This window comes from Mesorhizobium sp. M0189 (genome assembly GCF_040322135.1).
In the GTDB taxonomy this organism is placed as follows: domain Bacteria; phylum Pseudomonadota; class Alphaproteobacteria; order Rhizobiales; family Rhizobiaceae; genus Mesorhizobium.
On the sequence record NZ_JAMYSW010000012.1, the window covers coordinates 83079 to 95564 of the forward strand.

Genomic DNA, 12486 nt, shown 5'->3' on the forward strand with positions numbered 1-12486 from the left:
CCGTTCAGGCAAACACATGCGCCTTGCCCGACACGGTCAGCCGGACGATCTCGCCGATCGCCGGCGCGTCCATTCCCGGCTTGCGCAGGATCAACGGCGTGTTGCCGATGGCGGCGGCATCGGGCGGATCGGGGCTGTTCAAGAGACGCACCGCGATCGTGCACATCGAGCCGGCGAATTCGGATTCCGTCACCTCGCCGAACAGCATGTCCGGCGTGCCGGACATGCCTTCACGCGATGTCCGTTTCAGCAGCACCTGCTCCGGCCGTAGCATGATGCGCGCGACGTCGCGCCGCTCCGTGCTGTCGACGGCAATGCGGCCGAGCGGCGAGGTGGCAACGCCATCGGCGATCCTGGCCGGCAGGACGATGGCGTCACCGAGGAACTCGGCGATCATCCGGTCCTTCGGCTTGAAATAGAGCTCGCGCGGCGTGCCGACCTGCGAGAATTTGCCGTCGCGCATCACCGCGACCTGGCTGGCGAATGACAGCGCCTCGGCCTGATCATGGGTGACCAGGATGGTGGTGATGCCGGCCGTTTCGAGGAGCTCGGCCACGGCCTTGCGCATTGAGGCGCGCAAGCCGGTGTCGAGCGCCGAGAACGGCTCGTCGAGCAGCATCAGCCGCGGCTTCATGGCCATGGCGCGGGCGAGCGCGACGCGCTGCTGCTGGCCGCCGGAGAGTTCGTGCGGGCGGCGCTTCAGGATCCCTTTGTCCAGCCCGACGACATAGGCGAGCTCGGCGATGCGCTCGCTCCGCTTTTCCTCGTGACGGCCCATGCCGAACCCGATATTGGCGGCGATGCTCAGATGCGGGAACAGAGCGCCGTCCTGCGCCACCAGCCCGATGCCGCGGCGATGCGCCGGCACGGCCGTGTCGCCATCGGCCAGCACCTCGCCATCGAGCACGATGCGGCCCTGGTCGGGCGCCTCGAAGCCGGCGATCAGCCGCAGCAAGGTGGTCTTGCCACAACCGGATGGCCCGACGATCGCCGTACGGCTGCCGCTGGCCACGCTGAGGTCGACGCCGGCAAGTGCTGCCACGGGGCCGTAGTGCTTGTGGATGCCGCTCAGCTCGAGAAAGCTCATCGCCCGGCCATCCGCTTCGACTGGACGTAGAGCAGCCAGGTCAAAGGCAGCGACATCGCCACCATGATCAAGGCATAAGGCGCCGCCGACGCATAGTCGATCTCGCCGCTATAGGACCAGAACGCCATGGCCAGCGTGCGGGTGCCGTTGGGCGCCAGCATCTGGGTTGCGGTCAACTCGTTCATGATGCCGAGCGCGACCAATGCCATGCCGGCCGCGGCACCCGGCGCCGACAGGCGGATGGTCGTCGACCACAGCGCCTTGAGCGGCGACCGGCCGAGGCTGGAGGCGGCGCGTTCGAGCTCGACCGGCGCCTGTGCGATCGACGCCCTGAGGCTAATCAGAGCGCGCGGCAGGAACATCAGCGCATAGGCGACCAGGATGGTGAACAGGGTCTGGTAGAGCGGCATGGCGATACGCACGGCGATGGTGACCAGCGCCAGGGCGATGACAACCCCGGGCAACGCGCCGACGATATAGTTGCAGCCCTCCAGGACGCGTTGCAGCCTTCCCGGCGCGCGGATCGAAATCCACGCCATCGGCATTGCCGCGACGGTGGCGAGCAGCGCGCCTGCAATCGCCAGGAACAGTGTCTGACCAAGCGCCAGGCCGATCTCGTCGAGCCGCCAGATATCGGCGCCGCCGGCCATGAGCCAGCGACCGATAGTGACGAACGGCACCCCGAGCGCCAGCAGCGTGGTAACAGCGGGCAGCAGCAGGCAAGGAATGGTGGCGCGCCCAAGGCTCGTGCGCTGCTGGTGGCGCGCAGCACCCGAGCCGACGCGGGCATAGCGCTCCTCGCCGCGCACCAGCACCTCCAGCCCGAGCAGCACGAAGCAGCAGGTCACCAGCACGCCGGCCAGCATGTTGGCGGCGGGACCGTTGAAGGTCGACTGAAACTGGTCGACGATCGCGGTGGTGAATGTATCGAAGCGGATGAACACGTAGAGCCCGTATTCGGCCAGGAGATGCAGGCCGACCAGCAGGGAGCCACCGCAAATGGCGAGCCGGAGCTGCGGCAGCACGACACGCCTGAACACGCGCCACGGGCCGAGACCAAGGGCTGCCGCTGCATCTTCGAGAGCGGGATCGAGCCGGCGCAATGCCGCCGCCACCGGCAGATAAAGGAAGGGGAAATAGGCGATGACGGACACAAGCACGCCGGCCCACAGGCCGTGCAGTCTGGGCACCATGGTGATCCAGGCGTAACTGTGGACGAAGGCGGGAATGGCGAGCGGCGCCACCGACAGCCAGGCCCATAAGCGGGCACCCGGCAGATCGCTGCGCTCCGTCAGCCAAGCCAGCGCCACCGACAGCACGATCGAGATCGGCACCGCCAGCACCACCAGCAGGCTGGTGTTGACCAGAAGCTCGCCGACGCGCGGCCTGAACACCAGCGCCGCCACCGTTTCCCAGCCGGTCTGCACCGCCACCCAGACGATGAAGGCAAGCGGCAGCAGCGCGAAAAGCGAGACAAAGACGGCAGCCAACGCAATCCATGAGACCGACCAACGACGTGCCCGCACGGCCGTGGTGTCGGCCGGCAAGCCTGAAGGTGCGAGATCGATCGCAGACTGCATCAGATCAGACGTTGCGCCGGGTCCGCCCGGAGGCGGAAACGATCGGCGGCCGACAATGTGGCGAGCAGCTTGTGGTCATGGGCAAATGCCATTTTGAAAACAGAGCGCTCCCGCGGAAAGCGAATTCCCACAGGAGCGCAGTCGGTTGCCCTTTTAGGACGAACGCCGGCTAAAGCAAGCCGGCCGCCGTCATCAGGTCGGTCACCTTTTTCGAGTTCAGCGCCGTCGGGTCGACTTTCGGCGCCTGCAGATCGGCCAGCGGCACCAGCTTCGGATTGGACTCGGCGCCCTTGCCGACTGCGTATTCGAACGAATCGCCGGTTTTCAGCACGTCCTGGCCGCCCTTGCCGGTGACCCATTTCAGGAAAGCCTGGGCTTCCTTCGGGTGCTTGCTCGAGGCCAGCACACCGCCGCCGGAAACCGAGACGAAAGCGCCGGGGTCCTCGTGCTTGAAATAGTGCAACTCGACATTCTTGCTGTTCTCGCCGGTCTTGGCCTGATCGCCGTAGTAGTAGTAGTGATAGATCACGCCGCCTTCGACCTCGCCGGCATTGACCGCCTTCATCACCGTGCTGTTGCCCTTGTAGGCGGTAAAATTCTCTTTCATCGCCTTCAGCCAGTCGGCGGTGGCAGTCTCACCCTTGAGCTGCAGCAAGGCGCTGACGATCGCCTGGAAATCGGCGCCGGAGGGCGAAGCGGCCCAACGGCCCTTCCAGCTCGGATCGGCGAGATCGAGCAGCGATTTGGGCAGCTGGTCGGCGGTCAGCTTGGTCTTGTTGTAGGCAAAGACGGTGCTGCGCGCGGCAACGCCGACCCATTTGCCGCTCGCCGGCTGGTACTCCTGCGGAACCTGGGCCAGCGTCTCGGCGTTGACCGGCGCGAACAGGCCGGCTGTCTCGACCAGCACCATGGCCGGTGAGTTTTCCGTCAGGAACACATCAGCTGGCGAAGAGGACCCCTCAGCAACGATCTGATTGGAGAAATCGCTGTCGCCGCCGTTCCGGACGGTGACCTTGATGCCGGTTTCCTTGGTGAATCCTTCCGCCCAGGCCTTGGTCAGGTTTTCGTGCTGGGCGTTGTAGACGACGATGCCCTCGTCCTCGGCTAACGCCGGGCCGGCGATCAGGCTGATTGCAAGTGCTGTCGCACCGGCAAGGGCGGAAAGAGCATATTTCATGGCATCGTCCTCGATTTCGATGGTCTTTGGCTTGGTATGCTGCACCTATCAATACATGACTAGCGCAGTCAACATTGCTGGCCCGCTCAATCGCTCAAAAGGAGCAAACTTTCGTGATGCCCAGCTAATTTGCCTTGGACATTATTTCGCCGGCCACGTAACAAACCAGCGCCGAGACGCGAATATCGGGGAGTGAACTCTTGTGAGCGGCAAGGACGAAGCCGAGCTTTCCCGGCTGCTGCGGGCCGCAATCGCCGGAGACGAAAGGGCCTATGCCGACTTTCTGCACCGGATCGCCGCCCTCGTTCGTGGCTTTGCCCGGCGCAAGATCGTGCAGGGCGGGGTCGATCCCGAGGACGTCGTGCAGGAAACCTTGCTGGCCATTCATGTGAAACGACATACCTGGCGCCATGATGCGCCGGTGCTGCCTTGGGTTTATGCAATAGCCCGCTTCAAGCTGATCGATGCGTTCCGGCGGCGCGGCCGGCGGATCGAGATCGAGATCGACGAAATCGCCGAGACCTTTGCCGAGCCGGAATCGGAGACGATCAGCGAGCGCGACGTCAACCGGGCACTCGACTGCCTGTCGCCGGCGCAGCGTTCGGTCGTCTCGGCCGTGTCGGTCGAAGGCCGTTCGATCGGCGAGACGGCGGCGAAATTCGGCATCAGCGAGACGGCTGTGCGGGTGTCACTACACCGCGGGCTTGCCGCCATTGCCAAACGGTTCGGGGCGGGGCGGGAATAGCATGAGGACCGAAGATCTTATCAAGGCGCTCGATGCCGATGTCCGCAGCAAGGCGCTGCCGCTGGGCGCCGCCTGGTTGCTTGCAACCGGCGCGGCCATCGTGATCGCGGCCGCGGTTTTCTGGCTGACGATCGGCCCACGTCCCGACATCGCATTTGCCATGCACACGATGCGGTTCCTGTCCAAATTCGTCTTCACGATTGCTCTAGCCGTCAGCGCCTTTGCCCTCGTCCGCGCGCTGTCGACGCCCGGTGCATCGACAGGGCGGGCGGCGAGCTGGATGATCGCCGCGCCGCTGCTGGTGATTATGGCCGTGATTCTCGAACTCCTCGTCGTGCCTGTGTCCGACTGGGGCACGCGCCTGGTCGGCACGAACATGGTCATCTGCCTGACCTTCATTCCGTTGATCGGCATCGGCCCGCTTGCCGTCTTTCTCGCGGTGCTGCGCCATGGCGCGCCAACAAGGCCGGTGCTTGCCGGTGCGACCGCGGGCCTGCTTGCCGGCGGGCTGGCGGCGACCTTCTATGCAGCGCATTGCTTCGACGATTCGCCGCTTTTCGTCGGCACCTGGTATACGATCGCGATCGCCGGCCTTGCCGCGCTCGGGGCGGTCGGCGGACGGCTTTTCGTGCGCTGGTAGCGGTGGCGATCAGCGCGTCGGAACGGGATGCTCGCCGCGATAGTCGTAGAAGCCGCGCCCGGTCTTGCGGCCGAGCCAACCGGCCTCGACATATTTGACCAGCAGCGGGCAGGGGCGGTATTTCGAATCCGACAGGCCGTCATGCAGCACCTGCATGATCGACAAGCAGGTATCCAGCCCGATGAAGTCGGCAAGCTGCAGCGGCCCCATCGGATGGTTGGCGCCGAGCTTCATGGCGGTATCGATGGCGTCGACCGAGCCGACACCTTCATAGAGCGTGTAGATCGCCTCGTTGATCATCGGCAGCAGGATGCGGTTGACGATGAAGGCCGGGAAATCCTCCGAGACGGTGATCGTCTTGTCGAGCTGCTTCACATAGGTTTTTGCTGCCTCGAAGGTCTGGTCCTCGGTGGCGATGCCGCGCACCAGCTCGACCAGCTTCATCACCGGAACCGGGTTCATGAAATGTATGCCGATGAAGCGTTCCGGGCGGTCGGTCTGCGAAGCCAGCCGGGTGATCGAGATCGACGAGGTGTTCGTCGCCAGGATGGCCTCGGGGTTGAGCTGCGGGCAGAGCTGAGCATAGATCTTGCGTTTGACTGTCTCGTCTTCGGTCGCCGCTTCGATCACCAGATCGGCGCCCGCAAGGTCGGCCATGGCCGGCGCCGCGGAAATGCGCGCCATCGCCTCGTTGCGCAGCTTTTCCTCAAGTTTGCCGGAGCCGACCTGACGGGCCATGTTGCCGCTGACCGTAGCAATGCCCTTTTCGATGCGGTCGGGCGAAATGTCGTAAACCAGCACCTTGTAGCCCGCCAGCGCCGATACATGGGCGATGCCGCCACCCATCTGGCCCGCGCCGATGATGCCGATCGTCTCGATCTTGCTCATTACCCGATCCCGTCAAGGCCTTTGCGGCCTGCTTTTTGTGCAGTGCAAACTAAAAGGGCGGGGCGACTTCGTCTACCCCACCCCGCAGAATTTAATACGCTTTGGCAGAGGGCGTCAAAGCGCCTTTTGCAGTTCCGGCAGAATGACGAAGAGGTCGCCGACGAGGCCGTAGTCGGCGACCTGGAAGATCGGCGCTTCCTCGTCCTTGTTGATGGCGACGATGACCTTTGAATCCTTCATGCCGGCAAGGTGCTGGATGGCGCCGGAGATGCCGACGGCAATATAAAGATCGGGCGCCACCACCTTGCCGGTCTGGCCGACCTGCCAGTCGTTCGGCGCATAGCCGGCATCGACCGCGGCGCGAGATGCGCCGACAGCCGCACCGAGCTTGTCTGCGACCGGCAGGATGACCTCCTGGAACTTCTCGGAGGAGCCCAGCGCACGGCCGCCCGAAATGATGATCCTGGCCGAGGTCAGCTCCGGGCGGTCGGTCTCGGACAGCTTGTTCTCGACAAAGCTCGACAGGCCGGGATTGGCTGCCGCCTGAACCGTCTCGACCGGCGCGGAACCGCCCTCGGGTGCTGCCTGAAAGGAAGCAGTGCGCACGGTGATGACCTTCTTGGCGTCGCTCGACTGCACGGTCTGGATGGCGTTGCCGGCATAGATCGGCCGCTTGAAGATGTCGGGCGACACGACTTCGATGATTTCCGATATCTGGGCGACATCGAGCAGGGCCGCGACGCGCGGCGAGACGTTCTTGCCCGACGAGGTCGCCGGCGCAATGATCGTGTCGTATGGCTCAGCAAGCGAAATGACGAGCGCCGCCAGCGGTTCGGCGAGACGCTCGGTCAGTTCGTCGGCGTCGGCGAGCAGCACCTTGGTGACGCCCTTGAGCTTGGCGGCGGCGTCCGCTGCCGGCTTGGCGCCCTTGCCGGCAACCAGCACATGCACGTCCGAACCGATCTGCAGCGCCGCGGAAAGCGCCTTCGCGGTCTGGTCGGAAAGCGTCGCGTTGTCGTGTTCGGCAATCAGAAGAATTGTCATTTTTGTTGTCCCTTCCTGGCCTTACAGCACGCCGGCTTCGTTTTTCAGCTTGTCTACCAGTTCGGCGACGCTCTTGACCTTAACGCCCGCCTTGCGGCCGCCCGGCTCCTCGGTCTTGATCACTTTCAGCCGCGGCTTGACGTCGGCGCCGTAGTCGGCAGGGCTCTTCTCGTCGAGCGGCTTCTTCTTGGCCTTCATGATGTTGGGCAGCGACGCGTAGCGTGGCTGGTTCAGCCGCAAATCGGCCGTGACGATTGCCGGCATCTTCAGTTCCAGCGTCTGCAGGCCGCCATCGACCTCGCGCGTCACCGTGGCCTTGTCACCGTCGAGCACGATCTTGGAGGCGAAGGTGCCCTGCGCCCACCCGAGAAGTGCAGCCAGCATCTGGCCGGTCTGGTTGGAATCATCGTCGATCGCCTGCTTGCCGAGAATGACCAGGCCGGGCTGTTCTGCCTCTACGACCCCCTTCAGCACCTTGGCGACGCCCAGCGGCTCAGTCTGCTCGTCGGTCTTGACCAGGATGGCGCGGTCGGCGCCCATGGCGAGCGCCGTGCGCAAGGTCTCCTGTGCCTGTTGCGGCCCGATCGACACGACGATGATCTCTTCGGCCTTGCCCGCTTCCTTCAGCCGGATCGCCTCTTCCACCGCGATCTCGTCGAACGGGTTCATCGCCATCTTGACGTTGGCGAGTTCCACCGCCGAACCGTCCGCCTTCACCCGGACCTTGACGTTTGCATCCACAACCCGCTTCACGGGCACAAGGATCTTCATTTGCCTGTCACCTCTTTCACGATAGTCTCTTCACGCTCGTCGGGCGCGCTATAGCAGCGTGCACCTCTTCAGAGTTGTCGAAAGCCGACATTCCGGACGGAATTCTGGTCTCGCCACGCCAGTAGGGTGGCGCTTCCGTAGTTGCGGCGACCCCGCCCGTCAATATCCCGGGCGCACTCGGATCCTCGGCAAAGCATTCAAATCGGTTCAGTCCGGCCCGGAAACGCTTCCCCGGCCCCAGCGCGGCGCCGGCTGGGCGGGCGGCAGATCGCTTGCCGGCGGCTCCACGGCAATGGGCGCCGGCCCGGCGACTACGGCTGGCTCCTCGTCGGCGCCGGCGAGTAGCGGCACGCCGCGGCTGCGCAAGACAAGCACCAGCACGGCTCCGGCGATGATGCCGCCGATGTGGCAGGCCCAGGAGACCTGGTCCTCGCCACCCTGGGCAAACATGAAGATCTGGAACAGAATCCACAGGATGAGCGGGATGAAGGCCGGGATGCGCAACGGGATGCGGGCGAAGACCAGCACCCATACCTTCACCCGCGGATAAAGGATCAGATAGGCGGCGACGACACCGGCGATGGCGCCCGACGCGCCGATCAGCGGCACTTGCGAATCCCAGGCCACCAAGCCCTGGAAGAAAGCGCCGGCAATGGCGCAAAGCAGGTAGAAGACGAGATAGCGGACATGGCCGAGCGCATCCTCGACATTGTCGCCGAACACCCACAGGAACAGCATGTTGCCGCCGAGGTGGAAGATATCCGCGTGCAGGAAGGAATAGGTCAGATAGCTCAGGCTCTCCGGAATGACGACAAATTGCGGAGCGAGCTCGACGCTGTCATGCACAACCGACGGGATGAAGCCGAGGCCCAATACCGCGGCGTTGGCGAAGTCCTCGCCGCCAAGTGTTGTTACAAAATAGATCAACACATTGAGCGCGATCAGGCTGATCGTCACATATTGCAGCTTGATGTGCCGCAGCCGGTTGGTGTCGTAAAGCGGGATGAACATCGGGCCTCTCCCGCTTCCGGCGGATTCAGCGGTTCTTGCCGGGAACCCATAGCACGTCGGCATTTCCATTGTCATTGACCGCGCGTGCGGCGACGAACAGAAAGTCCGAGACACGGTTGATGTATCTTATCGCCTCGCGGTTGACGTGCTCGTCTGGATCTTGTGACAGCGCCACCATGATGCGCTCGGCGCGGCGGGCCACCGTGCGGGCGAGGTGAAGGGCAGCCGCTGCCGGCGTACCGCCGTTGAGCACGAAGGATTTGAGCGGCTCAAGGTCCTTGTTGAGGAGGTCGATGTCCTGTTCGATGCGCTCGGTCTGCGAGGCGATGATGCGCAGCGGCTCGTAGTCGAGCGGCTTGCCATTATCGGGGACTGCCAGATCGGCGCCGAGATCGAAAAGATCGTTCTGGATGCGGCCGAGCATCGCATCGATCGCCGGATTTACCGCCGCTGTATGGATGCGAGCCATGCCGATGCAGGCATTTGCCTCGTCGACCGTGCCGTAGGCGTCGATGCGAAGGTCGGATTTCAGCCGCCGCTCACCAGAACCGAGGCCGGTGGTGCCATCGTCGCCGGTGCGGGTGTAGATCTTGTTGAGCTTGACCACGGGTTACCTCCCGGCTGCCGGCCGGTGCGTCACTTACGGGTGAAATACACCGCCAGCATTATCAGCACCAAGGCCACGAACTGCAACAGCACGCGCGTCTGCATCAGCTTGTTGGAGGTCATGCTGGAGCCGCCGCGCATCATGTTGATGAGGCCGCGGATCAGCACGATCACCACGGCGACCATGACGAGAACAGCGAGGATGTTGAAGACAGTTGCCATGGTGTGTTCCAGTTGGATTGCGTTCAGGCGCGTTTGGCGAGCAGACGATAGAGTACCGAAGACGGCAGGATGCGTTTAAGGATCGCGCCGATCCTGGCCGGCACAGTTACCACATAATGCGGGCGCGGGCGCCGCGACAGAAGCGCATGGCGCAAGGCGGCATAAACCACCTCTGGCCCGGGCTTCAGCCGCGATGTGCTGCCGCCGGCCCGCAGCCGTTTGAGTTGCACAGCATAGGCGAGGCGATGGACTGAGTTCTCGTGATCGATGTTCGCAAGGAACCAGGGGAGGCTGTTGCTGGCGATCTTCGATTTCACCGCCCCCGGCTCGATCAGCGAAACATGGATGCCGCTGCCGAGGAGTTCTTGATAAAGGGACAGCATCAGCCCCTCGACGGCGTGCTTCGATGCCGAGTAAGCGCCACGGAAAGGCAGCGGCGCGAGGCCGAGGATCGATGAGCAATGAACGAGACGACCATGGCCCTGGCGGCGCATCACCGGTACGACACGGCGAGTGAGATCGTGCCAGCCAAAGACATTGGCCTCGAACTGCTGCCGCAAAGCTTCGACCGCCAGGTCCTCGACGGCACCGGGCTGCCCGTAGGCGCCGTTGTTGAAAAGGGCATCGAGCCGGCCGCCGGTCCGCTCCAGCACCGACGCCACCAGCGCCTCGATCGATCCGGGCTCGGTGTAGTCCAGATAAAAGGCCTCGATGCCGTCGGCCTCGAGCGTAGCGATATCTTCCGGCTTTCGGGCCGTTGCGAACACCCGCCAGCCTTCCTTCTTAAGAGCATGGGCGCAATAGGCGCCTATTCCGGAAGAGGCACCGGTGACAATGATGGTGCGCAACTCTTCTTCGGGAGGAATGGTGGTTTGACCGAGGGTTGTCATTTGCCGCAAACCCTTCCCATATTCGCGGCGTCGGGACAATCGAAGGGAACGCGGTTCTTGTTGCGGAAGATCGTAGCCCTCAAACGCGTGCTCTACGACGCGCTCGGCCATTTCAACACCGACGACGGCTGGGCAATGGCCAGCCATCTGGCGATCACCGCGCTGATGGCGCTTTTTCCTTTCCTGATCTTCGCCACGACGCTGGCGAGTTTTTTCGGCGCGCAGGCTTTCGCCGACACCGCCGTGCACCTTGTGTTCGACACATGGCCCGAGCAGATCGCCAAACCGATCGCGCGCGAAGTGCTCAACGTGCTTACCGTCAGGCGCAGCGACCTGTTGACCTACGGTATCGTGCTTGCCGGATACTTCGCCTCGAACGGCATCGAGGCGCTGCGCACCTCGCTCAACCGCGCCTATCGTGTCTCAGAAACGCGCGGCATCATCTACCGGCGGGTGCAGAGCATCATCTTCGTGCTGATCGCGACGGCCGGGTTTTTGGCGATCAGCGTGCTGCTGGTCTTTGCGCCATTGCTGGCGCGGCTGGCCGAATCTCATCTTGAATGGATAAAACCCTATATGGGCACGATCACCCTCTGGCGTTACGTCATCGCCTCGGTCGTCATCATCGGCGGCCTGTTCGCCGTGCATTTCTGGTTGCCGGCCGGCAAGCGCCGGTTCGTTTCGATCGTGCCTGGCATTATCTTCACGCTGGTCGGCTGGCTCATCGGGTCGACCATCTTCGCCGCCTATCTCGACCATTTCTCGTCCTATGTGACGACCTATGCCGGCCTCGCCTCGATCATGATCGCCGTTGTCTTCCTCTACATCGTCTCGGCGATCTTCATCCTCGGCGGCGAGCTCAACGCCGCGATCAGCCGCTATTTGGAGGCGCGCGCCCGCGTCGGTGGCTGAGCCGTCGCCAGCCCGACGCCGAGCGTCGCGATGGCCATGCCGGCGATCTGGAGTGGGCTCAGCTGCTCGCCGAACAATGTCCAGGCGATGACCGCGGTGACGGCCGGCACGAGGTAAAACAGCGAGGCGACCTTCGACATCTCGCCGTCGCGGATCATTACCATCAACAGGAAGATGGCACCGATCGACAGCACCAGCACGAGCCAGGCCGTGGCGAAGATCAGTTCGCCGTTGACGATCACCGTTCGGGTCTCGAAGGCGAGCGAGGCCAGAGCCATCACCGATGCGCCGCCGACATATTGCCAGAACGTGGCAGCCACCAGATCGCCGCCGGAGGCGAAACGCTTCTGCCAGATCGTGCCGGCGCTCATGCCGAGTACGGAGACCAGCGAGGCGCCCAATGTTTCGGCGGTCACGCCGCCGCCGAGCGCGCCGAGCTTCGGCCAGAGCACGATTACCACGCCGATCAACCCGAGGCCGAGACCGGCCCAGTGACGCGGCAGGATGGCCTCGCCCAGAAGCCGGCCGGCGAGCACTGCCGTGATCAGCGGCTGCAGGCCGACGATCAGGGCTGAAAGCCCTGCGGGCATGCCCCGGTGGATGGCCCAGAACACGCCGCCGAGATAGACCCCATGCATCAGGATGCCGGCGCCGGCCGCGTGCAGCGCCTCGTCGCGGGTGGCGCGGCTCGAACCAAGCGCGGCCATCAACGCGACAAGCAAGATTGCGGCCAGGACAAAGCGCGCAGCCAGGAAAGTAAAAGGCTCCGCCCACGGCATGGCATAGCGCGCGCCGATGAAGCCGGTCGCCCACAGGACGACGAAAGAGGCGGGGATGAACCGCTTGAGGCTGTGCATTTTCTGGAGGCCGCGGTGAATTCGGGTGAGGGATCGACTGCGGCGATTGCTTAATG

The 12486-nt window shown here is 63.9% G+C and carries 14 protein-coding genes; 3 read left to right on the forward strand and 11 right to left on the reverse strand.

Annotation, left to right across the window (positions count from 1 at the left end; genetic code table 11):
- Positions 1–4: 4 nt before the first annotated feature.
- From NKJ09_RS21135 to NKJ09_RS21145, 3 genes are all read right to left on the reverse strand, one after another.
- Positions 5–1087, reverse strand: a complete 1083-nt coding sequence (locus NKJ09_RS21135) for an ABC transporter ATP-binding protein (RefSeq protein ID WP_023721080.1) — start codon at positions 1085–1087, stop codon at positions 5–7.
- Positions 1084–2667 (reverse strand): ABC transporter permease, encoded by a 1584-nt coding sequence (locus NKJ09_RS21140; RefSeq protein ID WP_352483524.1) that lies wholly within the window; start codon positions 2665–2667, stop codon positions 1084–1086. The genes NKJ09_RS21135 and NKJ09_RS21140 overlap by 4 nt, the downstream gene beginning before the upstream one ends.
- Before the next feature lie 169 nt (positions 2668–2836).
- The gene (locus NKJ09_RS21145) at positions 2837–3844 is read right to left on the reverse strand and encodes an iron ABC transporter substrate-binding protein (protein WP_352483525.1); all 1008 of its coding nucleotides are present in this window, start codon (positions 3842–3844) and stop codon (positions 2837–2839) included.
- A 202-nt stretch (positions 3845–4046) separates the two neighbouring features.
- On the opposite strand from NKJ09_RS21145, the gene NKJ09_RS21150 reads away from it, so the two are divergent.
- Together NKJ09_RS21150 and NKJ09_RS21155 are read left to right on the forward strand one after the other, a co-directional pair.
- Positions 4047–4589, forward strand: coding sequence for a sigma-70 family RNA polymerase sigma factor (locus tag NKJ09_RS21150; protein WP_352483526.1), 543 nt, complete (start codon positions 4047–4049; stop codon positions 4587–4589).
- Between the two features lies 1 nt (position 4590).
- Positions 4591–5229, forward strand: coding sequence for an NrsF family protein (locus NKJ09_RS21155; RefSeq protein ID WP_352495609.1), 639 nt, complete (start codon positions 4591–4593; stop codon positions 5227–5229).
- 9 nt (positions 5230–5238) lie between these two features.
- On the opposite strand, the gene NKJ09_RS21160 is transcribed toward NKJ09_RS21155, so the two are convergent.
- The 7 genes from NKJ09_RS21160 to NKJ09_RS21190 all read right to left on the reverse strand — a co-directional run bounded on the left by NKJ09_RS21160 (position 5239) and on the right by NKJ09_RS21190 (position 10661).
- Complete coding sequence (locus NKJ09_RS21160) at positions 5239–6117, reverse strand: 3-hydroxybutyryl-CoA dehydrogenase (RefSeq protein WP_023721073.1); 879 nt, start codon at positions 6115–6117, stop codon at positions 5239–5241.
- A 114-nt stretch (positions 6118–6231) separates the two neighbouring features.
- The gene (locus NKJ09_RS21165) at positions 6232–7161 is read right to left on the reverse strand and encodes an electron transfer flavoprotein subunit alpha/FixB family protein (protein WP_023721072.1); all 930 of its coding nucleotides are present in this window, start codon (positions 7159–7161) and stop codon (positions 6232–6234) included.
- 21 nt (positions 7162–7182) lie between these two features.
- A complete protein-coding gene (locus tag NKJ09_RS21170; RefSeq protein ID WP_023677947.1) occupies positions 7183–7932 on the reverse strand; it encodes an electron transfer flavoprotein subunit beta/FixA family protein in 750 nt (249 codons plus the stop codon).
- A gap of 207 nt (positions 7933–8139) precedes the next feature.
- Positions 8140–8943: a rhomboid family intramembrane serine protease gene (locus NKJ09_RS21175; protein ID WP_023721071.1), complete on the reverse strand. Its 804-nt coding sequence runs from the start codon at positions 8941–8943 to the stop codon at positions 8140–8142.
- 25 nt (positions 8944–8968) lie between these two features.
- Complete coding sequence (locus tag NKJ09_RS21180; RefSeq protein ID WP_023721070.1) at positions 8969–9550, reverse strand: cob(I)yrinic acid a,c-diamide adenosyltransferase; 582 nt, start codon at positions 9548–9550, stop codon at positions 8969–8971.
- A 29-nt stretch (positions 9551–9579) separates the two neighbouring features.
- A complete protein-coding gene (locus NKJ09_RS21185; RefSeq protein ID WP_023677950.1) occupies positions 9580–9771 on the reverse strand; it encodes a twin transmembrane helix small protein in 192 nt (63 codons plus the stop codon).
- A 23-nt stretch (positions 9772–9794) separates the two neighbouring features.
- A complete protein-coding gene (locus NKJ09_RS21190) occupies positions 9795–10661 on the reverse strand; it encodes an SDR family oxidoreductase (RefSeq protein ID WP_352483565.1) in 867 nt (288 codons plus the stop codon).
- A gap of 57 nt (positions 10662–10718) precedes the next feature.
- Between NKJ09_RS21190 and NKJ09_RS21195 the strand changes: the two genes are divergently transcribed.
- Positions 10719–11573 carry a YihY/virulence factor BrkB family protein gene (locus NKJ09_RS21195; protein WP_031194564.1) on the forward strand — a complete coding sequence of 285 codons (855 nt, stop codon included), beginning with the start codon at positions 10719–10721 and terminating at the stop codon, positions 11571–11573.
- Here NKJ09_RS21195 and NKJ09_RS21200 read toward each other — a convergent pair.
- Positions 11540–12430 (reverse strand): DMT family transporter, encoded by an 891-nt coding sequence (locus tag NKJ09_RS21200; protein WP_023721067.1) that lies wholly within the window; start codon positions 12428–12430, stop codon positions 11540–11542. The two genes, NKJ09_RS21195 and NKJ09_RS21200, sit on opposite strands and share 34 nt — an antisense overlap.
- Positions 12431–12486 lie beyond the last annotated feature (56 nt).